Source organism: Bacillus cereus group sp. MG20 (assembly GCF_040459885.1).
Classification (GTDB): Bacteria; Bacillota; Bacilli; order Bacillales; family Bacillaceae_G; genus Bacillus_A; species Bacillus_A cereus.
Window position 1 is genome coordinate 2,553,561 of record NZ_JARVHF010000001.1, and the last position, 25,623, is coordinate 2,579,183.

The window sequence follows — 25,623 nt, forward strand, 5'->3', positions numbered from 1 at the left end:
AATGTTAATTTTAAATGCTCTTTATTTATTTTCCATAATCCGCCCATAGCCGTTTGAATAGTAAATGAATTCTTGATTAACAATACTCGTTCCAAAATCGGTTATCACTATCTGTTTGTCAGATATCACTATTTTCCTGTACACTTTCTGACCATAACCACTATGGCACCCTATAAAACTATTATTTTTAAATTCCAGGCACTGACTATTTGTATTATGCTCTAAGTTAAATAAGCCACTCAATCCATCATAAAAGTTATTTTGTTCTATATCACCTAATTGAATTGTAAAATGTGCTTTTGTTGACCTAAATAAATTTCTTTTCTCTGGTATTGGGGTGTATAAGTATGTTCCAGGATCTTTTATAATATCTTCCCCATCAATTACTAATTCAATGCTGAGCTGATCATTATGATCATGACTTCCTTTTCCATTAGTACCTAATTTCCCGCACCTAATAGCTAAATAAAAATCTTGAGATTTAAAGATATACATACCAAAGTCAGGATATGCTATCTTTTTTAAACCTTCAACTAAATTTGATTTAGAATTAAAAATATATTGAACAAATTTTTCTTGTTGCTCTAATTTATTTATTTCATTTTTCTCGTGCTCATTTATGGAAACTTCTAACACATTATATTTTAAACTCTGTGAAACAGATTCTTCATATCGTTTAATGTTATTTTTCACTATATTTTTAATTAATGTATGTTCTATAGAAGGTTTATTTACAAAGCTAAAAAATTTCTTCTTTTTAAATAAAGCGTTAATTCCCGCGACTAAAGAGCGGTGTTCTAAAAAGTCTTCATCCCAGTACTTTTCTTTATCACTTAATTCATTATAAGTACTTAAATTTAAATATTTTTGCTTAGCCTCCTCAACTGTTAATAAATTATACGTTGGCTGTGTCTTAAAGAATCTCCCACTATCATTATCACCAAACTGCGCAACTTCTCCGTTAGGCTTAGTAATATCAACTGTAAATTCAGCCATTTTTTCTAATCTCTCCATGTACCATTCAGGAAATACTTTCCCGTTATGAAAATCCCAAAATTTATCCGGATCAATTTCAAAACCTAGTTTTTTACAAACCCCAATATGATCTTGCAATTTATAACTATGTAATATCTTTATTTTCTCTTTAGGCAACGCTAGGGCTACCGCTGTTGCATAAAGCATAAGTTCGCCAGATAAGCGATGATAAGTAGTAGAATTTTCAAAGTTTGAACCTTCTTCATAAAATTGGAAACTCATCTCTTGAATTAATTCTTGGAATGAAAAGTTTAACCATGTCGATACCTCTTTTGTAACAGGAAGGTATGCAGAAATAAAGAATAATCCTACAATATTAGATAAATAATGATTATTTCTTATACCTTTATTACGTTCTAGATGGTTAAAAATAAATTTCCCATGATCATATATAGAAAGTACAAATATTTTTTTAAATTCCTTATTAAATTCTACCCCCTGTACTTTAAATAAATCATAAACTAAAATCCAATTAGCGGCTCGAATTGCAACATCCATAGTACATGTCCAATTCACTCCAAATTTAGGAGGATTTGCAGATATAAAATCAAGAATTTCATCTTGAAATTCTCTTTCATATACCTTAGGATTTTCAAATTCTTTGTTTCCTTTACCTGCTAGCATATAGGCCCAAACAAATTGAATTAAATGTTGCATTCTGGAAAGTTCCCAAGGAACTTTCACATCAATCCCTGGTACTGTATTAAGAGCCAACTCTGAATAATGTTTTTTTGAGTCCCACGTATACCCCGATTTAAAATCAATTCGCCAATCTATAGGTACATAACTACTAGATATATGACTCCTAACATACTCACTATAATTTTGATTTCCTTTATTAATTAAGTTTTTTATCCAATCACTATTCTTATCAACTTCAATTTTCTTTGAAGTATACTGATATTTTTCCAATCCCCGGCACTTCATGTTATATTTAACATTTAACCAACCTGATCCTAATAAATCAAAATAATGGTTCATATACAGTGAAGTTAAATCCCTAATTTGTAACACTTCATTTTTGTCAAATTCATACTCCAAGGTTTTTGATAAAATCTCCTCTAGTTCATAATTAAAAAATTCTTTTGAGTAACTAGAAGCTATACTATCTTTCCAACATTCAACCTTTCTTGACGATTTATAAACTACTTTTCTTTTCGCTTTCTCTAGGACTTCTTTTACAGACAACCCTTCTATTTTTTTGAAATAGTTCAATATGCTATCACCTGCCTCTTTACTATAAAAACTCTCTATTTTTTCTAGAAACAACTTAAACGTATCTTCTCTCTTTCTTTATCACTATAAAAACAAAAGCATATTGTATAACCAATACCAATAGAGCATTAAATACTTGCGCCCATGCTATTCCAATGATAGAAAAATGTTTTCCAATAAAATAATTAATTAACAAAATGATGGGAACAGAAATAAGGTTTACTAAAAAATTCTCTTTCATTCTTCCTAGGGCAATTAACATAATTGCTACAATTGCATAGGATGAATATATTACGTATTTAACCATTAATATTCCAGTATATGTAACAGTATTTATATAAGAGTTCCCATAAAAAATAGGAACAAATATTTTTGCCCCTAAATAAACTGTAATCCCTACAAAAATACTCACTACTAAAGTCTTTTTTTGTATATTAAAAGTCATCTGTTTTAACTTACTAATATCTTTATTACTTTCAGTCAGATAAGGTGTATAGATATTCTGTAAAGTAGCGGTAACTTGCGTTGCCCCTAACAAAAATATAGTTGCTATTGCATAGTATCCCATCTCAACTCGATTTGTAATAAAACTATCCATAATAATAATATCTGTATAATTCCCTATACTGTTAGTAAAATTCGCCAAAAAACTAAAAAATGCAACATTCCAAAATGTAAACGGTATTTTCTCAGACATATTATAAGGCACTTTTATGGAATTTACTTCTTTAAACAGCGGAAATAATCCTACTATTAAACCTAGAACTGTTGCGATAATAAATCCTTTAATACCGAAAAACCACGTACCTATAATAATAAATATTGCATTTTGAATTTTTATTATTGATTGTATAACAGCCATTCTTTTTACTCTTTTCAGGGCTAACAAATAATTCATCAAAAGATTTGTCATAGTAAGCATTGGAATACACAGTGTATATACACCCCACTGAAATACAGAGTATTTCGGAGAAAAAATTAAAAACAAGTTAAATAATATTACAGAAATCACACAAAAAATTATACTTTTCCGAATCGCATATGAGAGGAGATAATTTTTTTCGCTGTCCTCCCTAGGTTCCGAACAATATTTCAATATTGCCGTATCGAGTCCAAAAGTACCTATTAGAACAGCTAGTATTAAATACGTCTGCAAACTTTTTATCTGTGCCATACTTTCAGGAGAAATAAATTTTGCAACTAAAATAACACTTCCAAACCCAACAAACTGTACTAAAAATTTTGTTAATAATAAACTAAAAAAACCTTTTTTTCTTAGTTGAATTATATTATTATGGATTTTCCCTTTCAGCTTTGCTAATGGCTGCATCATAATGATTTCTCCTTAAAATCCATATCTTCAATACACTTTTCAATATTACATACCAAATCATTTATACTTCGATTTTCGAACAATATCGTACCCTCTGGTCGATTGCAAACATTACTTGCAATAGCTCTACAATTAAAGTAAATTGCTTCTTCAATACTTATACCGTAAGCATCACTATAAGTTGGTCGAATCATTATATCTGATTTTTTAAATAGAGGCCATAATTCTTTTTGTCCTGTAAGAAATAATATATTTCCCTCTATTTTATATTCTTTAATTTTTTCTAAAATACTTTTGAAGTACTCTTCATCGCCTATTTCTGCCAAAGCAAAAATCAATCCTATTTTGGGATACTTGTTTTTTAAAATTCTTATTACTTCTATACACATATCAATTCCATACAAATCTATATTCTTATAAAATGTAATCTTTGAGGCATTGCCTATTAATATTTGTTCGTGGTTATTTAAAAAACTTATAACCTCTTCACTATACGTCGATAAAATATGTTCTTCATCCTCTAATGGAGGTGGTATAAAGGGTGATTTTACCACGACTCGTTTTGGTAGTTGTATGTTATTCTTTCTATATCCATCTTTTAAATGTTCTCCAACCAACACACAATAATCTACTTTTTTTATAAATAATTTAGTCATTATTTTTTTCATATTACGAAAAGTATCTAAAATTCTTATAGAATGATTTTGTAAAATAATCCTACATTGAAATGGCCGTAACAATAAAGCGATCATAGTTAATGTATTAAATTCATTAAGGTGGAAAGTATGCTTTTGTGGTGATATTAAACAATAACGCATTAAAAATTTAAACTTTTCTAAACGCCCCATTTTATCAAAATCGATAAATTCTACTTCTTCACCTTGTTTTTCTAAAAATTTACTATACCTATATATATATATACTCACGCCCCCCAATGGAGGAGGATAAGGACCTATAAGAAAATATTTTCCGCTCATATTTTACATTACCTCTTAATTCCATTAAATGTATCAGATTTAATATTTATAATGATATATCTAATATTATTCAGCTTTCTAAAAATTTGACATAAAAAAATAAATAGATCCCTCAGATAGAACAAGCTATAACTCTCTCAAGGAATCTATTTATGAATAATCTCAAAAACGTGATTATTATGTTTAATAAGCACCCTTACGTAATACGACCAATAAAACTGTTTTAAATAAGATAATAATATCTAATTTTAAAGATTGATTGTATACATAATATAATTCTATATCCACCCTTTCTGGGTATCCTACATCACTTCTACCACTCACTTGCCAATAACCTGTTAAACCAGGACTCACAGATAAAAAGTCTGAAGTTTTAGAGCCGTATTCTTTTAATTCCTCCTGAATTACTGGTCTTGGACCAACTAAACTCATATCACCTTTAAGGACATTGATAAACTGTGGTAGTTCATCTAAACTTGTTCTTCGTAAAAAGCGCCCTATATTTGTAATACGTGGATCTTCCTCTGGCTCAAGCTTATAGTTATTATCTACATATTTCTTATATAGAACTTCATTTTTTTCTAATTTCTCTTCTGCATTAACTACCATAGAACGGAATTTATAAATACCAAATACTTTACCATCTTTACCAATTCTGGATTGTCTAAAGAAAACTGGTCCTTTTGCATCCCCACGCATGTAAAGGATAGGAATTATAATAAAAAATGGAGAAAATACTATCAAACCCACAATAGCACCTATAATATCCAGTGTCCTTTTAAAAAATGCATGTAAAATTGATGTTTTTTTCACTACACTTATTTCTTTCTCCACAGATTTATGTATTAATCCTCTTTCTTCCAACCTTTTCACCTCACCTTTACACATGTATATTTTCTATTTTTATAAGTTCAGTCATATACTCCAATAATTCATCTTTTAATTCTTTATGTTGTAACGCCATCTCAATTGTCGTTTTAATAAACCCAAACTTCTCACCAACATCATAGCGAGTTCCCTCAAAATCATAAGCAAATACACGCTGAATTTCATTTAAACGTTGAATCGCATCTGTTAATTGAATTTCGCCACCTGCACCTGTCTGCTGATTCTCTAGGAACATAAAGATTTCTGGTGTTAATATGTAACGTCCCATAATTGCCAAATTAGATGGCGCTGTTCCTTGAACTGGCTTTTCTACAAATTGACGCACCTGATAACGACGTTCATTTTGTTCAACTGGATCGATAATACCGTAACGATGTGTTTCATTTTCTGGCACTGTTTGTACACCAATAACGGATGATTGTGTACCTTCATATTGATCCATTAATTGACGTAAACATGGTGTATCAGCTTGTACTATATCATCACCAAGTAATACCGCAAATGGCTCATTTCCAATAAATTTACGTGCACACCATACTGCATGCCCTAAACCTTTTGGTTCTTTCTGTCTTATATAATGAATATTTATTTTTGAGGAAGCTTGTACTTTTTCAAGCATTTCATACTTCCCTTTTTCTAAAAGGCTTTGTTCTAATTCGAAAGAATGATCGAAATGATCTTCAATGGCACGTTTTCCTTTTCCAGTAACAATAATAATGTCTTCAATTCCTGATTCAATCGCTTCTTCTATTATGTATTGAATTGTCGGTTTATCGACGATAGGTAACATTTCTTTCGGCATTGCCTTTGTTGCTGGTAAAAATCTTGTCCCAAGACCAGCAGCTGGGATAATCGCTTTTCTTACTTTTTTCAATTATACTCCCCCTATAAATCTATTTATTTGTATGTAACAATAACAAAAACCCTACCTATAGAGTCATTTTTATAACTCCATAGGTAGAGTTTCTATTAGAAATAAATTATGGGCATCTAACCCATCCTCACGCCATACTCCCGACGACAAGCGTCTAAGGTAGGCATGAAATAAAATTTCTACCCACAGCACGACCGAGTGCCCCCGTTGATAACGGTTAGGAGACATCACCAATTATTTATTTAAAAAATACCGAACAATTTTTTACGACGAATTTGTTCTGGATCTTCTTTGTAAATTGCCTTCCCGCTAATTAATAAGTACGGATTTTCTTTCAAATCACTCATAACATTCATTCCCAATTCTTTCTCAATTAGTTCATAGCTTTCCGCTAAATGAAATCCTCTTGATGTCGTGTTATGTGCATCTGAAGCAACCATATGTGTTAAATTATTTTCTACAAGTTGAAGTGAAAACTTTTTGATTTTTTTACCGAATTTCCCTAATAAACTACCTGCCGTTACTTGCGTCAGTGCACCTTTATTTACAAGGTTATATAACTTATCTGGCCGCTCGATTAACTCGGCATTACGTTCCGGATGAACAATAATTGGAATCATTCCCTTAACACGTAATTCATATAATAGGTGTTCCGCATAACGCGGTACGTGATTAGATGGGAATTCAATGAATATATATTTATTTGTTTCGTTTAAAGTAACGATTTTACCAGCTTCATAGTCTTCTAATAAATCACCATATAACCTAATCTCCTGCCCCGGTAAAATGGTAAGTGGAATATTATGTTGTTGTAGTTCATCATTGAGTTGTTTTACGTGATGAATAATTGAGGTACGTTCATTTATATATTTGCCATTTTGATGGTGCGGCGTTGCGACAATTGTATGTATTCCTTCTGATACGGCTTGTTGTGCCATTGCTAAACTATCTGTCATGGTTTGTGCACCGTCATCAATACCATGTAAAATGTGACAATGTAAATCAATCATTCTTTCAGCCTTCCTTTCTCCTATCAGTCTTTTTTCCCTTGAATATGAGACATCTCATATTCAAGGGAAAAAAGGAGATATGGTTGAAACATATCTCATCCTTTTAATTAGTTTGCGCCATAATAATAATATAAGCCGTTTTCACGTTCACGGTCATTTAAAACAACACCTAACAATTTACCTTTTGCAGACTCCAATAACCCTTTTGCTTTTACTGCTGTTTCTTTCTCTGTTGATTCACTACGAACAACAAGAATAGAAGCATCACATACATTTGCCATAATTTGTGCGTCGGTAACAGCTAAAATTGGAGGCATATCAAAAATAACTAAATCGTACATGCTGTATGCTTGTCCAAGAAGTTCTTTCATTGATTTTGAACCTAATAATTCCGCCGGATTTGGTGGGATTGGGCCACATGCTAAAAAGCTTAGATTATCTATAGATGTCGTTTGTACACATTTCTCTAAACGTTCACTATGTGTTAATACATTCGTTAGTCCAAAAATATTATCTACTTGGAACATTTGATGCATTGCTGGTTTACGCATATCCGCATCAATTAATAATACTTTTTTTCCTTGTTGAGCAAACACAACTGCCATATTCGCTGTCGTTGTCGTTTTCCCTTCACTTGGGTTCGCCGATGTTACCATTAATGAATGTAAATTCGTATCAACAGCTGCAAATTCAATATTCGTTCGAATATTACGATATTGCTCTGAAATTGGTGATTTCGGTTGTTGATGCGCAATTAATTGACGACGTTGACGATGATTCTTTTTCTTTTTAAATAAATTAAGAGCCAATTGTTTGTCCCCTCACTTTTCTTGATGATGGAGCGTGTGATTTCACGTTCAATGTTTCTTCATCCATACGAGCGACAATACCTAACACCGGTAAGCCAAGTAAGTTTTCTACATCTTCTTCCTTTTTCACTGTGTTATCTAAGTATTCTAGTAAGAATGCAAGACCAATTGAAGCCATTAAACCAATAACGAAAGCGATTGCTACATTAAGCATTGGCGCTGGTTTAATCGGAGATTGATTTTCTGCAACTTCTGCTTTAGATATTACTGTTACGTTATCAACATTCATAATTTTTGCAACTTCACCTTTAAACACATCTGCAGTTGCATTCGCAATATCACGAGCTATTTTAGGATCTTTATCCTCAGCTGTTACAGCGATTACTTGTGAATCCTTTTCATTCGCAACATTAACTTTTTTCGTTAACTCTTGCGCTGTCATATTTAAATTTAATTTTTCATTCACTTGTTCTAAGATTACTGGGCTTTTAATAATAACCTTATATGTATTCGTTAATTGAATATTCGTTTGAACTTCACCAGCTTGAAACATCGATCCCTCTTGCTTCTTCTGATTAACAAGAATTTGCGTCGAAGATTGATAGATTGGTGTCATAAAGAAGAAGCTAATGATAGCACTTACTATAGCTGCACCAAATGCGATTACGAGGATCATTGCTAAACGTTTTTTTAAGATATGAAATAACTCTTTTAGACTAATTGTTTCTTCCATAAGTTCCTCCAACTTTCTAAAATTTACACATAGGAAAAATTATAACATATAAATCTTACATTTTTTATTTTTAATAATTCAGTTCTATATTTGTTCACAAGAAACAAGTTTAATCTTACAAAATAATCTTAAATATGACAACACATTCCAATGATTTTCCAAATTTTTTATTTTATCATGTTTTTTATGCTATGTAACTTGAGAAATAAATTTCAAAATGAGAAAAAAGCCAACAAGTATCTTATTGGCTTTTTTATTTCAGTAATAACCATATTGCTCTTTTTCTTCTCTTTTATCGTTCAAAACAACACCTAGTAGTTTTCCTGATGCTTTATCTAATATTTGTTTCGCTTTTACAATTTTATCTTTTTCTGTCTTTTCACTGCGTACAACGAGTACGATTCCATCACATTTATTCGCAAGTATTTGTGCATCCGTAACCGCAAGGACAGGTGGTGTGTCGATTAATATAATATCAAACATGTTATATGCTTCTAGTAACGCCTCGTCCATCGCCCGGCTCCCTAATAATTCTGCTGGGTTTGGCGGGATTGGACCTGCTGCCATTAAGTATACGTTCTCTATGTCTGTTTTTTGAATGCATTGCATAAGTTTTGCTTGTCCTGATAATAAGTTCGTTAACCCATTTGAACTATGAATGGCAAATAAGTTTTGTATCGTCGGCTTACGCAAGTCAGCTCCAATTAATAAAACTTTCTTTCCTTGCTGTCCGAAAACAACTGCTAAGTTTGAGATTGTTGTTGTTTTCCCATCACCTGGATCCGCCGAAGTAACAATAATAGAACGAACATGATTATCTACAGATGTAAACTCAATGTTTGTACGAATGTTACGGTATTGTTCTGTAATACGCGATTTAGGCTCTTTATGTGTAATTAATTGTCGTAATGGTTTTCTTTTCTTTCTCCCGAACATATTCATAATCTCCTTTTGTGAAATGCGACATTTCCCTTTTCTCTCTCTTATGCTCGATTTCATACGTCTAATTAATATTCTTGCTGAGTTCCCCACATTTCATCATAATCAATAACATTCTACTTTGTCTTATTTAAGTACCTTAACAATATGACAATGCCCTTATTTCTTTATTACCTTTATCACTTATCCTGTTTTCTAGATAAACAATAAAGTAAGTATATGGTAATTATCATCTATTTACAAGATATTTTCTGATTAGTTTGTATATTATTGTTTCATCGTTATATAGCAGAAATTAAAAAAATCTCCTTGTCTTTTTACAAGGAGATTTTTTTAGTACTATCTATTCTTTTTTATCACCAATCGCAAATGTAATTTCTGCCTCACATGCAACTTCACCATCTACTGTTGCGATTGCTTTTCCTTTTCCAATCGGGCCGCGTACGCGTGTCATTTCTACTTCTAGACGAAGCTGATCACCTGGGCGTACTTGTTTTTTGAAACGGCAATTGTCGATACCTGCAAAGAAAGCAAGTCTTCCGCGGTTTTCTTCTTTCTTTAATACTGCAACTGCTCCGACTTGTGCTAATGCTTCTACAATAAGTACACCAGGCATAACAGCATAGTCAGGGAAGTGTCCGTTAAAGAATTCTTCGTTTGCGGATACATTTTTAATCCCAACCGCTCTTTTGCCTTCATCTACTTCTAATATTTTATCAACAAGTAAAAATGGATAGCGGTGAGGAATGATTTCTTTAATTTGTTCTATATTTAGCATGTAACAATCGCCCCTTTTGTAATATTGGTCTTACCACTTGGACATATTGCTATTATCCCATTTTGTTTATTGTTTGTCATTACAAAGTAACATTTTATATTTAGCACAACTTCCTAAAAAAAAAAATGCACACACTCTATTCCATTAAAATAGTTGCACATTTTTGCAACTGACACGGAGGTGGAAAGGAGTGTATGCCCAAATTAGGGAAAGGCAATATGTATTGAAACATTATTTGCCTTAATGTCGTATTCGACTCATTATATTATAAACGTTTTCAATTAAGGAAATATTAAATTTAACCATATATATGAATATTTTACCTGTTTCCTTCATATTTCTCTATTTTTCTTCCATTTTCGCAAAAAAACAAAATAAAAAAATATAAAAACGAAAAAAAGAACTAAGGCGTCAGCCTTAGTTCTTTCAAATTATCTCAAAGCACGCTTTGGTAATCTGTCGATATTCTCTAACATAATACCTGTACCAACCGCAACGCAGTGCATTGGGTTTTCAGCAATTAATACCGGTACTTTTAGTTCTTCTGCTAGAAGCATATCGATACCGTGTAGTAAAGCTCCACCGCCTGTTAGAATAACACCGCGGTCGATGATATCTGCAGATAATTCTGGTGGTGTGCGCTCTAATACGCCTTTTGCAGCTTGTACAATAACAGCTGCATTTTCTTTTAATGCTTCTGTAATTTCTTCAGAGCATACTGTAATTGTACGTGGTAAGCCTGTTACCATGTCACGTCCGCGAATTTCAAGTTCTTCGCTACGTGCACCTGGGAATACTGTACCAACTTTAATTTTAATATCTTCTGAAGTACGTTCTCCGATCAATAGCTTATACTTACGTTTAATATAGTTTAAGATCTCCATATCAAACTTATCGCCAGCCATTTTGATAGAGGAAGAGGTAACAATATCACCCATAGATAGTACAGCGATATCTGTTGTACCTCCACCAATATCAACAACCATGTTACCGCTTGGTTGGAAGATTTCCATACCAGCACCAACTGCGGCTACTTTTGGTTCTTCTTCTAAAAATACTGTTTTACCACCTGAACGTTCAGCAGCTTCACGAATTGCTTTTTGTTCTACTGATGTAATATTTGTTGGACAACAAATTAAAATACGAGGTTTTGAAAAGAAGCTCTTTACGTCCAATTTGTTAATGAAATACTTTAACATTGCTTCTGTAATTTCGAAATCTGCGATTACACCATCTTTAAGTGGACGAATTGCTACAATATTACCAGGCGTACGTCCCACCATACTTCTCGCTTCTTCACCGACTGCTAATACTTTACCACTATTACGATCAATGGCCACAACAGATGGCTCATTTAATACAATACCCTTACCTTTAACATGAATTAATACGTTAGCCGTACCTAGGTCAATTCCGATATCTCGCGCAAACATTCCCGTTTTTTCCTCCTCGATATTCAAAATCAGGTTACACCCGAATTCTTTTCACCTAATTTCTGATTTTATCATAAATTTAACAGAAACGTAATATTCGCAAAAAGAATTCTTCTGAAAAATATTACCGAATGTGAACGGAATGTTTGCTACTGTAACATTATTGACGTACAGGCTTCTCTACATCTTCTTTTCTATACTTTTGTTTTGTTGCTTCTCCACCTCTTAAATGACGAATAGACTTATGATAATCAAGAATTTCTTTTACTTCATTTGCGAGCTCTGGATTAATCTCTGGTAGACGTTCTGTTAAATCTTTATGGACTGTACTCTTTGATACCCCAAATTCCTTTGCAATGACACGCACTGTCTTTCTTGTCTCCACGATATACTTACCAATCTTGATAGTTCTCTCTTTGATGTAATCGTGCACACCACTCGCCTCCCTAATTTGGATGTGAGAAGGGTGAAATGAGCCTCGCTGCATATGACTAAGAAGTAAGTGTGAGTGCTGTTTGTAAGCGTTAAACATTCTTGGATTTATAATGAAATGATTCACGATTTCTCACCTCAAACACTCTCTTTGCTTTGGTTTATACCATTGTATTGCCCGCACTACTGATATATGCTACATGTTCACTATTTTTGCGGACTAAGTTAAGAAAAATTACGTTTTTTTGTGAGAAATACGTTAAAACTGACTATTATGGCCAAAAAAAATGACACCTTGTATAAAAGGCGTCATTCTTCTCGTTCCAATTCTTCTTCTAACAACTGATGGTGGGGAACCTCTTTCTTACCGGCAATATAATAATATAAAGTGAATAAAACAAACAATAAAATAATAGCAGTCGACAGAACAAACAAAAATGACACAGTATCCCCTCCCTTTTGTAATATATATTCGAGAATCTCGTCATTTTTCCTTGTTTTTACAACTTTTTTCTCGAAATTGATTATTTTTATATAAAAATAAAAAAATCAATTCTCTTGATGAGAACTGATTTTTTCACTTTATTATTCTTGTGAAGAAGAATCGTTAGATGATTCTGTAGAACCGTTTGTTGATTTTTCTTCTTTCTTCGGTTCTTCTTTTTTGTCACTAGTTGAACCGCTTGTTGATTTCTCTTCTTTTTGAGACTTGTCTTCTGTTTTATTTTCTGGTTTCGTGCTCGTTGACTTCTCTTCTTTTTGAGATTTGTCATCAGCTTTTTTACCAGAAGCATTCGTAGCCTTTGCAGCACCTGCATCAGCTTTAATTTCTGTTACTGATTTATTTAAGTAACGTTCAGGGTTCACAGCCACATTGTCTTTACGTACTTCAAAGTGAACGTGAGAGCCTGCCTCTTTATTCATTGCACTTAGACCGGATGTTCCTAATACTTCACCTTGTACAACTCTTGCACCTTTTTCTACTTTCACACTGCCTAAGCTTTGATAAGATACCGCTACACCATTTCCACTATCAACTGTTACAACATAACCAAGAAGTGAATCTTTTTCAGCTTTCGTTACTGTACCACTTAAAGCAGCGGCAACATTGAATTCTTTTCCATTCTTCGCAGCAATGTCAATTCCTTTGTTCGGGGAATATGTGTTGTTATAAAAGACAAGTGCTTTTTCTTGTTCCGCCTCAGTTGCTGCATCTTCATAGAATTTCTTCTGTACGACTACTTCCGCATTCGCGGCAGCTGGCATTTTCACTACTTCTGAAGATTTCGTTACTGGTACTGCTGGATCTTCCGATTGTGTATACGGTGTTGCTTGATCGTGGTTTGGAGTCTTCTTCGGATTAGCTCCTTGGAACCATAGCGCAACCATTAAGATTACCGCTGCACAAGCAATGTATAGTGCCGGAAACACCCATCTTTTTTGAAATAAATGTACTACCTTTTGCGACTTTTTATTATTTCTTCCTCGCATTCCATCATCACCTCAGCAATCATTTTAAACAATATTCACGTATCCTATACAACGCATAACTAATTACTTTTCGACAAAATTTGTAAAAATATGTATAAGAAATGTAAAATTTCCGAGGAAATGATAGAAAAAAGAAAAAACTGAGCGTTTCGGCTCAGTTTTTAGTCCATTTGTTTTTTTCTATACACGAAGAGAGTAATAACAAGTACTGCAACTAACCAAATTATTATGTTCAATAAATTACTAGTAATTGCACTAAAACCTCCCCCTTTTATAACACTGCTAACTGCCACACCGATATGACGAGTTGGTAAATAATCGATTATTTTTGTAACGACTTCATTCTTCACAAACATTCCAATTAAATCACCGAAAAGAAATATCATTAATATTGGCAATCCAATTGTTGATGTTTGTGGTACATTTTGAGCTAATAATCCAATACAAGTACCAATGAGGTTAAATATTAGCATTCCGAGAACAAAGATAAGTAATAATAATGCAAAATTACCTTCTAATTTACCTAAAATAAGTAGATTAATAAAACAGATTGCAACTGTAATCATACCTGTTAATGAACTTTTACCAATTAATACTTCAATAGGTGATGCTGGTGATAGCATAAGAACACGAAGCGTATTTTTTTCCTTTTCTTCAGCGATAAGCATCGCCTGTACAAAGCCTCCGACCATAACTAACGCCATCGCAGTTAATGAATTCGCTCCTATTTCTCTCATATTATCTGAGCGACTAAATAATACCGAAAAGACAAGTGGCATTAACAGCATAATTAAAGTTTGTGAATTCGTTTTAAAATCTTGTAACTCTTTCCGAAAAATAGCTGAAAATCTTCTCATTGAAAATGTCATTATAATCCCCTCCCAGTAACTTCAATAAAGATATCACCTAGCGTTGGTTCGTGTGAATGAATGGATAGTAATTCTCCTTTGTTCATCCATTCTGAAATACGTTTTGCACCTAATTCATCTTTTTGCACTACTGCTTTTTGTTTATCTTTTAATACGACCTCTATTTGATTCTTAGCGTATTGTAAGCGCAGGTTCTCTGGCGTATCAAGCGCTACAATTTCTCCGCCACAAAGGAAGGCAATACGGTTACAAAGCGTTTCTGCTTCATCCATGTTGTGAGTCGTTAAGAAAATCGTCGTTCCTTCTTCATTTAAGTCTTTTAAGATTTTATGAATGTTTTGTACGTTTACTGGATCAAGTGCAGATGTTGGTTCGTCTAAGAAGAGGATATCTGGTTTATGAAGGATTGCTCTTGCTAGTGTGACGCGTTGCTTCATTCCCTTTGATAGTTTCTTTACTGGTGTTTTTTTATCATCTAATAAATTTACTTGTGCTAGTACTTCATCGATTCGTTCTTTTTTACAATCGTATAAGTCACAAAATAATAGTAAGTTATCATAAATGCTAAGTCTTTCATATAAGCCGCTGTTATCTGTTAAAATACCAATTCGTTTGTAATCGATGCTACTTGGTCCTGTAATATCTTTCCCTAATACTCTTACCGTTCCAACACTATGAAGCAATTGAGAAGTTAAAATTTTTACTGTTGTCGTCTTACCAGATCCACTCGGTCCGAGGAATCCGAATATCTCTCCTTGCTTCACCTCAATATTTACATTTCGAAGTGCCGTTTTTCCACTGAAACTTTTCATTACATCTTTCATTTCAATTGCCAATGTCATTTCTTCATCCCCCTTTTTTTCTTCTTTATAGATGAAAGTCGCTTTAGCGCTTTTCGTTTGTTTGTTTCGCTTTTCTTGACTCAATCATATGAAAAACAAAGGGTTTACGCAGTAAAATACCGGTAAAAGGAGTATTTTTACCGGTGAATGAATCGCATGTTGAGCTTATTGGAGCACTTATTGGAGCACTTTTTATAGCCCAATCACGCCTTTTAATTCATCCATTCGTCCTTTTGAAAGTGGAATTGAACTTTTTCTTTCGTCGTCTAAAATTAAGCTAAAACTGTTACGAGTCCAAGTAATCACTTCTCGTACTCTTTGTAAATTTACAAGGTACGAGCGATGACATCTAAAGAAACCAAAACCTGTTAATCTCGCTTCTAGTTCACTTAATGTTAAGGCGCATACGAAATCCCCTTCACGAACGTGAATATGTGTTACTCCGTTTTGCGTTTCAATGAAATGAATTTCCATCGGATCAAGTAAAATGATTTTATCGTTCACTTTCGCAGGTATTCTTTCTAACTTCATTTGCGGAATCATTTGAATGACTTTTTCTTCATCGACTTCTTCCACTTCCTCTTGCTCAATTTCTATCTTTTTCACACCATCGTTGTTTAATATGTATACATCCTCTGTTAACGAAAGGGCATCCGATAGAAATGATGACGTAATAAAGATTGCCTTTCCTTGTTCTTTCATTTTCATGATTGCTTTTCGAATAATAACCGTACTCTCTGTATCTACATTTTGCTCCGGTTCTTCCAAAATGATTAAATCCGGATTATGAATCATAATTCGTCCAATATGAAGACGACGCTTCTCTGAAAATGATAGTTTTTCTATCTTAACGTTTAACTTATCTAAAAGACCGACATATTGTACAATTTCTTCCGTACTCATATTCGATTCATAAAGACCTAGTAAAAACTTAAAGTATTCCTTCACCTTCAAACGATCATATGCCTCATCTTTCAAAAAACAAAAGCCGATGCGAGAATAATTTTTCTTTCCAATCGCTTTACCTTCAAATAGCACATTGCCAGTTGAAGCTTCTTCTTCACCAATAATGATACGATGCAACACTTTAGCTGTATGGTTATTGCATTGCAAAACAACACATTGCCCTTTTTCAACCTTTAGCTCTATTGCCGGTAACTGGTTCGTTTTCCCTAACTGTTTCAACTCCAGTAGCGCCATTTCGTCTCCCCCAAATACTTTTTATCCTATTATACCAAACAGTTAATGGAAAATTATGATATTTTAAACAGAAAAAAATAGGTGCCAGAGTTCTGACACCTATTTCTTCACCATCAATTTTCCTTCATAATCATTCATCGTCTTTATTTCAACGCCTTTATAGTAATGAGCGACGATATCTGTATATTTCTTTCCTTCCGCTGCCATGCCGTTCGCCCCGTATTGACTCATACCAACGCCGTGACCGAAGCCTTTCGTCGTAACGATGATTTTATCTCCTTGTTGTTTCCACGTGAAATCAGAAGAACGTAAATCTAACTTTTCACGAACTTCTTTTCCTGTTAATGTTTTTCCTTGAAAAGCTACATCCTTTACGCGCTTTCCTTCCGTAAGGTCTTTAATGTTTCCAACCTTCCCGTCTGCTAGCACTTTCACACCGAGACGTTTTTGAAAATCAGCTACTGTAAATGTTTGCTCGCTCGTAAACTTTGGTGAGGCTTGATCCCACGGACTATCTACACTTTTCAAGTACGGATAATCATTTCCCCAATAGTCAGCTGCATTTTCTGTTCGACCATTACTCGTTGAAAAGAAGGATGCTGAAATTGGTTTTCCATCATACGTTAAAACTTGTCCTGCTGTTTTCGAAACAGCTTCTTCGATTTTCTTCAAATTATTTTCATAGTTACTGCCCCATTGCTTCTTCAATTCATCTTTGCTTTTGTACACTTGATCTTTCACCGTATCTGTCACGTCTGCATTATTTTTCTTTCCTCCGCTTAGCATACGTTGTACTACAAATGTTCTTGCTGCTAATGCCTGTGCCTTTAGTGCCTCTATTTCAAAACTGGCATTCATCTCAGAAGCTACTACACCGGTCACATACTCCTCCATAGGTAATGATTCTACCTTCTTTTGTTTCTCACGATATACAGCAACTTGAACCGCTGTATCTACTTTTCCTGGAGCTGGTATACTTTCTATCGCTGGAGGAGTTTTAGAGGCCGTTTCTTCCCCTACTTTTGCTTTCGCAAATGGGATAACAAGGGCTGCAGGTACAATGATAACGAGCGCTATTAAGAGCGCTACTGTAATAAAAAGTGGCTTTGAAAATTTCATCCTATTTTTCCCCCAATATAAAAGCTTTACTCCATTCATTCTTATGGAACAACTCTTTCTTTTAGAACATACTTAAGGGGAAGAGCATAAAACGTAAATTTTCTAAATATTTTTACTGGTACGTGCATAAGTATGGAATTTATTGACTATAACAGTAATAACCCAAAAAAAATAGCCCCTATGTCAAAAGACATAGAGACTATTTCAATTAAGCGTGAAGATCAGAAACTTCTTGTTCTTTCACTTCTTCTACTTTTTCGTTTACACGTTCAATAGTTGCACCTAATGCAGCTAATTTCTTATGGAAATCTACATAACCACGGTCAAGATGTTTTAACTCAGTTACACGAGTATAACCTTCTGATACTAAACCAGCTAAGATTAATGCAGCTGCAGCACGTAAATCAGTTGCGCCTACTTCAGCACCTTGTAAGCTGTTTGGACCGTTCATAATAACAGAACGACCTTCAATTTTAATATCAGCATTCATACGACGGAATTCTTCAACGTGCATAAAGCGGTTTTCGAATACCGTTTCTGTAATCATGCTTGTTCCATCAGCTTGTAGTAATAATGCCATCATTTGTGATTGCATGTCTGTTGGGAAACCTGGGTGAGGCATAGTTTTAATATCAACCGCTTTTAACTTATCTGGGCCGATAACACGTACACCTTCGTTTTCCTCAATAATTTTAACACCCATTTCTTCCATTTTCGCTGTAATTGAGCGTAAATGTTCAGGTACAGCATTTTCAATTAAGATGTCTCCACCAGTAATTGCTGCTGCAACCATGAATGTTCCCGCTTCAATACGGTCAGGAATAATAGAGTGGTTTGCACCATATAATTTATCAACGCCTTCGATACGAATCGTTCCAGTTCCAGCTCCGCGTACTTTCGCTCCCATCGCATTTAAGAAGTTAGCTAAGTCAACGATTTCTGGTTCTTTCGCTGCGTTTTCAAGAATTGTTGTCCCTTTTGCTAATGTAGCTGCAGACATAATGTTTTCTGTCGCGCCTACGCTTGGGAAGTCTAAGTAGATTTTAGCTCCTTTTAGTTCTCCCTCAACATATGCCTCAACAAAACCGTTACCAACCTGTACTTTTGCTCCCATTGCTTCGAAGCCTTTTAAATGTTGGTCAATTGGACGTGAACCGATTGCACATCCACCAGGAAGTGCAATACGAGCACGACCGTTACGTGCTAATAATGGTCCCATTACTTGAACAGATGCACGCATTTTACGTACATATTCAAATGGTGCTTCAATGTTTAGTTCTTTAGAAGAATCGATTGTTACTTGATTATTTTCAAATACGACTTCAGCATTTAAATGACGTAATACCTCATTAATTGTGTATACATCAGACAAAACTGGTACTTCAGATAGTACATTCTTTCCATCACTCGCTAATAGGGCTGCAGCGATTATAGGTAATACAGCATTTTTTGCGCCCTCAACACGCACTGTGCCGTTTAACCGCTTTCCGCCACGGACGATGATCTTTTCCAAATTATTCCCCTCCGTGTCCTTTTTTCAGTATCTATTCACTCAATACTCAGAAGTTATGATCGGTGTGCCAACCACAATTGTATCTTTGTTGTCTGTAGAACGTATTGCTATTTGCACATTTATTTTCTCTCTATTTGTTGAAAGAGCGTCATCCCACTTTTTATTGTATGCGGAGACTGACACAAATGCTCTTTCTTCTACTTGTTCGATCGCTCTTGCTGAAAGATCTTTCAAAACCTGATTGGTTTTATTTTGCAAAACACCTTCAATCTTATCATTCAGTACACCTTGAACACAAGTGTAAATTATAGGTTTTTCACTAAAAATTTTATTTACTTTTTGAACATACTTCGGGTCCCATTTCGCCCCACTTACTTCAAAGATAATGAAAGTGTTTTCTTTAGTATTTTCTTTACTCCAAGTTACTACTACTCGTTCTTCATGAGAAGCAAACTTTTTATAGGATGTAGCTTTATATCCATCTGGAGATTGCTCTACTTCCCACTTTTGAATATTTGCCTTGTCCTTCACATCGTTTAACAACTTTTGAAACGTATGTATATTAGAAATTGTTTTTGTTTCTCTAGCTAACCATGACCATTTTTCTACTTTAGCATCATTTTTCTCTAAAGCCTTAATCATGCTCTCCATTTTCTGTTCATCGCTTATCGGTTTCATCTCTCTATATCCAACCAAAAATAAAACAACACTAAGTGCAACAATAAGAATGGCTTTAAGCTTCAATTTCATCCCCTCCTATCCCCATTGTTAACGGAGATTTGAGGTTCTATACACTTACTTTACTAAATACGTTAAACTCTTCGAATAGCCTAAATAATCAAGGAAAAAGTTACTTACAGATGTCCCAATTGCAATTGTAATTAAGATGAGTAATACTCGCGTCTGCAGCACTTTTCCGGACTTCATTAAACGCTCAATGTGAATGCCTTGCAAAGCCCACCACGTAATGGTAATAAACAATAAATGCGAAACAATGGCAATCAGTGCTTGTTGCCCTAAAAGTTGTGCCAAAAAATCGACCCCTTTTTACTCAGCTACTACTTATGAAAGAATATAAAAACGATACCATAATAAGTAGGAGCCACACTTTTTCAAATGCACATAGACATCTTACATTTTACATCGTGATTTTCTTTCAAAAAACGTATATCTACATTACAAGTTAACACAAAATAAAAAGCGCAGAGTACTGACTCCACACCTTTTATTTTCACTATTGTACCACGTTCCCTAAGAAGAAGAAATCTTTCATTAATGGAAAATATTCATAAAAGAAATTGTACCCAATCATCGGCATAATCCCTAGTATTACAATCGAAATTGCACAAAGGCTCATAACAACCTTTATATTTAATGGTAACCGTATCCTCTCTTCTGTCTCTCCGGTGCGGAAAAACATTTGTTGTAAAATACGGAAATAATATACGAATGAAACAACTGTCGTACCCATCATAATCGAAGCTAGTACGTAATGTGCTGGCTCTACATGAAGCGCGCCTAAAAAGATGTTAATCTTTCCAATGAAGCCAGCCGTCCCTGGTATCCCGGCCAGCGATAAAATAAAGATTGTCATCATGATCGCTGCAAATGGTGATTTCTTATATAATCCGGTGAAAATCGTTATATTTTCCTTATCGTTTTGTAAGATTAAACCGTGGATAATGGCAAACGCGCCTATATTCATAAGCATGTATGCCAACATATAAAACCACATGCTATCCAGCGTAAATGGTGATAATGCCACAAGTGGAACGAGCAAATACCCAGCATGCGCAATGCCTGAATAAGCAAATAAACGTTTTACGTTGTATTGTTTTAACGCGACTACATTCCCAACAATCATCGTAATACTTGCTAGCACCGCAATATATATACTCATATGCCCATATAAAGATTGCATATCTCCTTGTATTAATACACTTGCAAAAACCATAAGGAACAAACGAATAATGAGTAGGAACCCAGCAATTTTAGAAATCGTTCCAAGAAAGGCAGTAACAGGTGTAGTCGCTCCTTCATACACATCAGGTGCCCACATATGAAACGGCACTGTGGCAATTTTAAATGAGAGACCGACTAGCAATAAAAGAAATGCGAGAGCTAGCAATAACTGAATACCACTAGCGAGCTCCCCAGTGAGTACCTTTTGCATATCTACAATGTTAGTTGAACCTGTAATACCGTATAAATAACTCATTCCGAAGAGCGTGATCGCCGTTCCAATTCCTCCGCTAATGACATATTTCATTGCCGCTTCATTTGATGCACGGTTCTTTTTTCGTATTCCTACTAAAATATAAGAAGAAAGTGAAAGTAACTCTAAACCAACGAAAAGGGTGATAAAGTCAACACTAGAAGCCATGAACATCGCACCAAGAAGTGCCATTAAAAATAAGTAATAATATTCGCCCTTATCTTCAATCGGATTCTTCTTATCATCGCTCATTGCGATGCATAAAACGAGAGCTGAGGCGCCTAATAACAACGTTTTAAACCCTTTTGAAAATCCATCTAACACAAACGAGCCATTTAAAATATCTCCAGCTGGTTCGCTATATAGCGTAATTAATGACACAATTGCTATTACGATGGCAGCGATCGCACCAAGAGCTACATATCTATGGTTCAGCTTAAAAAACAAATCACATATGGACAGAAGGATGGCGGCCCCGAGAATAATAAATTCTGGCACCATTAGATGCCACGATAAGCTAAGTAACGTATTCATATCCATCCTACTTCACCCCCAATGTTTTCAATGTATTTTGAAGCGGATCCCCTAGTATCTCTGGCATAACTCCAATTGCAATAATACAAAAGATAAGTAGTAAAACAGGGACATACTCCCATCCATGTATATCAGATTTTGCTTCCCACTCTTTCTTTCCGAATGTCACTTGAAGTGTCGCCCTTAATACATATACAGCGGTTAAAATGATGCCAATCACACCGACTGCAGCAATGACGGGCTCTCCTTGAAATAAACCGAGAAAGGCAAGAAATTCACTAACAAACCCAGACATCCCTGGTAATCCAAGCGATGCCATTCCTCCTGCTAAGAAGAAGCCGCTAAGTACTGGGACACTTTTTGCGAGTCCACCAAGCGCTGTAATTTCTGATGTTCCGAAACGTTGTTCTATAACACCGAGTAAGAAAAACAGTAAGGCTGCAATTAAACCGTGCGATACAACCTGGAATAACGCCCCTTGTGTACCCGGTGCATTAAGTGACGCAAGTCCCATTAACACAATTCCCATATGCGAAATACTAGAGTAAGCCAGTACTTTCCTAAAGTCCGTTTGGATGAGCGCTAAAAAGGCACCGTATAATAAATTAATTACACCTAATATCGCAATTAATGTTGCAACATCGTGAAAATATTCCGGGAATAGCCCTTTTCCGAAGCGAATAATACCGTATGCTCCAATCTTTAACAAAACTCCAGCATGAAGCATAACTACAGCTGGATGCGCTTCTATGTGCACATTGACCATCCAACGGTGCAACGGAAAAACAGGTAGTTTAATTGCAAAGGCAATCATTATGGAAATAAATACACCAAGCTGCAAGCTACTTGGGATGATGAGTTCTCCTTCTGCACTTACGCTTCTTAATATCTCTTTCAGCTCCACAATATTTGTTGTACCTGTTTTCGCGAACAAAATTGAGAAAACAATGAGCAAAATAGCTGAGCCAATACCGTTATATATTAAATAACTATACGCAGCCTTTTCGCTCGATAATTTCCCCCACTTCCCAATCAATAAGAACATTGGTGGCAACGTAATTTCAAAGAAGATAAAAAACAACATTAGATTTTGAGCAGCAAAGACGCCGAGCATCCCTATTTCTAGCATGAGTAACAGCATATAAAATGCTTTTAAATTTCTTTTAATAGAAAAGGCTGCAATTGCTGCGAGCATCGCTAGAAGAGCCGTCAGCACCATCATAACAAGCGACAAACCATCAATACCGAGCTCGTAATAAATAGAAAACCACCTTTTATCTACCGCTGTAAAATCTCCGAACTTAATCCATTTCACCTTTTCATCAAATAGTGACAAACTCTTTCCAGAAGCATATGTACAAGCGAGGACGATAGCGATTCCAAATGGAAGTGCCGTCCCAAATAAGCCAAGCGCCCGCACTGTACGCAATTCCTTTTTCGGTGTTAATACAAGCAATAAAATTCCTAAAAGCGGGGAAAAAATGAAGAACGTTAACAACAAATCATTCATCGTAAATCCCCTCCTGTATAGAGCAAAATAATGACGAGTACAGCGAGCGAAACCGCCGTTACAGTACCGTACACTTGTACATTCCCGTTTTGAAGTTTCGATCCAAGATTACTTGTGCCTTTAACTACGCTTCCAATTAAAACTGCAATTCCCTCGACTACATACACTTCAAATAAGCGAAGCACATGAGCGATTCCTTTTGTAATAGGGATCACCGTCATGTTGTATAGTTCATCCACGTAATATTTTTCTTTCAAAAGATTATAAAGCGAGGTTTCCGTACCCCCAGCCCAATCTCTAGAAATTGATTTCTTGCCATATATGAAATATGCAAGAGCGATTCCCGCAAATGAAACGAGCGTCGCAACAATCATAATCCAAACTGGTCCATGCGCTTCTTCAACCTTGAACCCTACATCTTTCGTCAACCAATCTCCGAGAAACGTACCGAACCATGGTGTATTTATATATCCTGCCACTACTGCGAGAACGCCGAGAACAATCATTGGATACGTCATAACGCGGGGCGACTCATGCACATCTTCCTTCGTCTTCGTTTCTCCGGTAAAGACAAGAAAGTATAAGCGGAACATATAAAACGCTGTCAAAAACGCCGCAATTACTGCTAAAGTAAATAAAACGTAATTGCCATTCATCCAAGTCGCCGCTAAAATTTCATCTTTGCTGAAAAAACCGGAAAGGAGCGGAACACCGCTAATGGCAAGGGTACCTATTAGAAATAACGTACCAGTTACTTTCATCTTCTTCTGTAAACCGCCCATTTTATTAATGTTTTGCGTATGCACTGCATGAATTACACTTCCTGCTGCCAAAAATAGTAGTGCTTTAAAAAAAGCATGTGTCGTTAAATGGAAGACACCGGCTACATAACCTGCAGAACCTAACGCAAGCATCATATATCCAAGCTGGCTAACTGTAGAATAAGCAAGTACTCTCTTTATATCTGTTTGCACGAGACCGATAGAGGCCGCAAAGATTGCAGTGAAAGCTCCAACGATTGCCACGGTCTGCATCGCCACTGTACTTGCTGAAAATAGAGGGAACATCGTCGCTACTAAATATACGCCTGCTGCAACCATCGTCGCGGCGTGAATAAGTGCCGAAACAGGCGTTGGCCCCTCCATTGCATCTGGCAACCACGTATGAAGCGGGAACTGACCAGATTTCCCCATCGCCCCGATAAAAATTAATATCGCTATTATCGTAATCATGTAAGGAGGTAAATCCCCTGTATAAATCGCCCTAAATATTGCGTCATATTCAAAACTACCTGCGTACCAAAAAATTAAAATCATCCCGATAAATAAACCGACATCCCCAATACGGGTCATAATAAAAGCCTTTTTTGCAGCAGCCTTCGCTTCTTCTTTAAAGAAATAAAAACCGATAAGTAAAAATGAGCCAAGGCCAACTAATTCCCAAAATATATAAAGCTGTAATAAATTCGTTGATATAACAAGCCCTAACATCGCAAATGTAAAGAGTCCTAAATATGCGTAAAAGGTTGGTAATCGTTCATCACCTTTCATATAACCTTTCGAATACACATGTACAAGCAGACTCACAAGCGTAACGATAAATAACATTAAAGCTCCTAATGCAGTCACCTCAAAGCCGAATGATATATCCACATCTCCAGCTCTAAGCCACACCCACTTATGCTTCACGCTTGCTTCTGAAAACCTTTCTATTAACACAAGTACCGCAAGTATAAAGGAGAGAAAGACGAAAAAAATACTAAGTACGCTGCTTCCTTCTCTAATTTTCTTCCCGAATATAATAAGTAACAAAAACGAAACGAGTGGGAAAAGCGGTATGAGCCATGCATAATCGATCATTGTTTCCTTCCCCCT

24 protein-coding genes are annotated in these 25,623 nt (G+C 35.1%); all 24 read right to left on the reverse strand.

All coding sequences use genetic code 11. The annotated features are described in order from the left end of the window. Positions 1–21: 21 nt before the first annotated feature. Entirely contained in the window at positions 22–2,304 is a 2,283-nt protein-coding gene (locus tag QCI81_RS13165; protein WP_198946843.1) for an alginate lyase family protein, read from the reverse strand. Position 2,305: 1 nt separating this feature from the next. Next, on the reverse strand, positions 2,306–3,583 hold the full coding sequence (locus QCI81_RS13170) for a lipopolysaccharide biosynthesis protein (protein ID WP_078994069.1): 1,278 nt from the start codon (positions 3,581–3,583) through the stop codon (positions 2,306–2,308). Continuing rightward, on the reverse strand, positions 3,580–4,560 hold the full coding sequence (locus tag QCI81_RS13175; protein WP_078994070.1) for a glycosyltransferase family 4 protein: 981 nt from the start codon (positions 4,558–4,560) through the stop codon (positions 3,580–3,582). Before QCI81_RS13175 ends, QCI81_RS13170 begins: the two co-directional genes overlap by 4 nt. A gap of 183 nt (positions 4,561–4,743) precedes the next feature. Continuing rightward, positions 4,744–5,424, reverse strand: a complete 681-nt coding sequence (locus QCI81_RS13180) for a sugar transferase (RefSeq protein WP_078994113.1) — start codon at positions 5,422–5,424, stop codon at positions 4,744–4,746. Positions 5,425–5,440: 16 nt separating this feature from the next. Then, on the reverse strand, positions 5,441–6,322 hold the full coding sequence (gene bpsC / locus QCI81_RS13185; RefSeq protein ID WP_000757786.1) for a UTP--glucose-1-phosphate uridylyltransferase BpsC: 882 nt from the start codon (positions 6,320–6,322) through the stop codon (positions 5,441–5,443). A 242-nt stretch (positions 6,323–6,564) separates the two neighbouring features. Next, positions 6,565–7,332: a tyrosine-protein phosphatase gene (locus QCI81_RS13190; RefSeq protein ID WP_353810799.1), complete on the reverse strand. Its 768-nt coding sequence runs from the start codon at positions 7,330–7,332 to the stop codon at positions 6,565–6,567. Positions 7,333–7,439: 107 nt separating this feature from the next. Then, positions 7,440–8,141, reverse strand: a complete 702-nt coding sequence (locus QCI81_RS13195; protein ID WP_078994072.1) for a CpsD/CapB family tyrosine-protein kinase — start codon at positions 8,139–8,141, stop codon at positions 7,440–7,442. Next, on the reverse strand, positions 8,131–8,874 hold the full coding sequence (locus QCI81_RS13200) for a YveK family protein (protein WP_078994073.1): 744 nt from the start codon (positions 8,872–8,874) through the stop codon (positions 8,131–8,133). The genes QCI81_RS13195 and QCI81_RS13200 overlap by 11 nt, the downstream gene beginning before the upstream one ends. A gap of 258 nt (positions 8,875–9,132) precedes the next feature. Further along, a complete protein-coding gene (locus tag QCI81_RS13205) occupies positions 9,133–9,810 on the reverse strand; it encodes a CpsD/CapB family tyrosine-protein kinase (RefSeq protein ID WP_000467956.1) in 678 nt (225 codons plus the stop codon). 346 nt (positions 9,811–10,156) lie between these two features. Next, entirely contained in the window at positions 10,157–10,591 is a 435-nt protein-coding gene (fabZ, locus tag QCI81_RS13210; RefSeq protein ID WP_000931959.1) for a 3-hydroxyacyl-ACP dehydratase FabZ, read from the reverse strand. A 431-nt stretch (positions 10,592–11,022) separates the two neighbouring features. Next, positions 11,023–12,024 carry a rod shape-determining protein gene (mreB, locus tag QCI81_RS13215; protein WP_000457978.1) on the reverse strand — a complete coding sequence of 334 codons (1,002 nt, stop codon included), beginning with the start codon at positions 12,022–12,024 and terminating at the stop codon, positions 11,023–11,025. 160 nt (positions 12,025–12,184) lie between these two features. Further along, positions 12,185–12,457 (reverse strand): sporulation transcriptional regulator SpoIIID, encoded by a 273-nt coding sequence (gene spoIIID / locus QCI81_RS13220; RefSeq protein WP_000544012.1) that lies wholly within the window; start codon positions 12,455–12,457, stop codon positions 12,185–12,187. A 308-nt stretch (positions 12,458–12,765) separates the two neighbouring features. Then, positions 12,766–12,900: a hypothetical protein gene (locus QCI81_RS13225; RefSeq protein WP_000008903.1), complete on the reverse strand. Its 135-nt coding sequence runs from the start codon at positions 12,898–12,900 to the stop codon at positions 12,766–12,768. A gap of 141 nt (positions 12,901–13,041) precedes the next feature. Then, the gene (gene spoIIQ / locus QCI81_RS13230) at positions 13,042–13,947 is read right to left on the reverse strand and encodes a stage II sporulation protein SpoIIQ (protein ID WP_353810800.1); all 906 of its coding nucleotides are present in this window, start codon (positions 13,945–13,947) and stop codon (positions 13,042–13,044) included. A 161-nt stretch (positions 13,948–14,108) separates the two neighbouring features. After that, positions 14,109–14,816, reverse strand: a complete 708-nt coding sequence (locus QCI81_RS13235; protein ID WP_353810801.1) for an ABC transporter permease — start codon at positions 14,814–14,816, stop codon at positions 14,109–14,111. Next, on the reverse strand, positions 14,816–15,658 hold the full coding sequence (locus QCI81_RS13240) for an ABC transporter ATP-binding protein (protein WP_353810802.1): 843 nt from the start codon (positions 15,656–15,658) through the stop codon (positions 14,816–14,818). Before QCI81_RS13240 ends, QCI81_RS13235 begins: the two co-directional genes overlap by 1 nt. Before the next feature lie 192 nt (positions 15,659–15,850). Further along, a complete protein-coding gene (locus tag QCI81_RS13245; protein ID WP_098852396.1) occupies positions 15,851–16,858 on the reverse strand; it encodes a LytTR family transcriptional regulator DNA-binding domain-containing protein in 1,008 nt (335 codons plus the stop codon). Positions 16,859–16,957: 99 nt separating this feature from the next. Then, complete coding sequence (gene spoIID, locus QCI81_RS13250; protein WP_353810803.1) at positions 16,958–17,977, reverse strand: stage II sporulation protein D; 1,020 nt, start codon at positions 17,975–17,977, stop codon at positions 16,958–16,960. Between the two features lie 208 nt (positions 17,978–18,185). Beyond that, positions 18,186–19,490 (reverse strand): UDP-N-acetylglucosamine 1-carboxyvinyltransferase, encoded by a 1,305-nt coding sequence (murA, locus tag QCI81_RS13255; protein ID WP_000411275.1) that lies wholly within the window; start codon positions 19,488–19,490, stop codon positions 18,186–18,188. Positions 19,491–19,529: 39 nt separating this feature from the next. Continuing rightward, the gene (locus QCI81_RS13260; protein WP_000767913.1) at positions 19,530–20,234 is read right to left on the reverse strand and encodes a YwmB family TATA-box binding protein; all 705 of its coding nucleotides are present in this window, start codon (positions 20,232–20,234) and stop codon (positions 19,530–19,532) included. Positions 20,235–20,285: 51 nt separating this feature from the next. Then, positions 20,286–20,522, reverse strand: coding sequence for a DUF1146 family protein (locus QCI81_RS13265; RefSeq protein WP_000057889.1), 237 nt, complete (start codon positions 20,520–20,522; stop codon positions 20,286–20,288). A 202-nt stretch (positions 20,523–20,724) separates the two neighbouring features. Beyond that, a complete protein-coding gene (nuoN, locus tag QCI81_RS13270) occupies positions 20,725–22,239 on the reverse strand; it encodes an NADH-quinone oxidoreductase subunit NuoN (protein ID WP_353810942.1) in 1,515 nt (504 codons plus the stop codon). Between the two features lie 7 nt (positions 22,240–22,246). Further along, positions 22,247–23,749, reverse strand: coding sequence for an NADH-quinone oxidoreductase subunit M (locus QCI81_RS13275; protein WP_053563318.1), 1,503 nt, complete (start codon positions 23,747–23,749; stop codon positions 22,247–22,249). Beyond that, entirely contained in the window at positions 23,746–25,608 is a 1,863-nt protein-coding gene (gene nuoL, locus QCI81_RS13280) for an NADH-quinone oxidoreductase subunit L (protein WP_098852394.1), read from the reverse strand. The genes QCI81_RS13275 and nuoL overlap by 4 nt, the downstream gene beginning before the upstream one ends. Positions 25,609–25,623 lie beyond the last annotated feature (15 nt).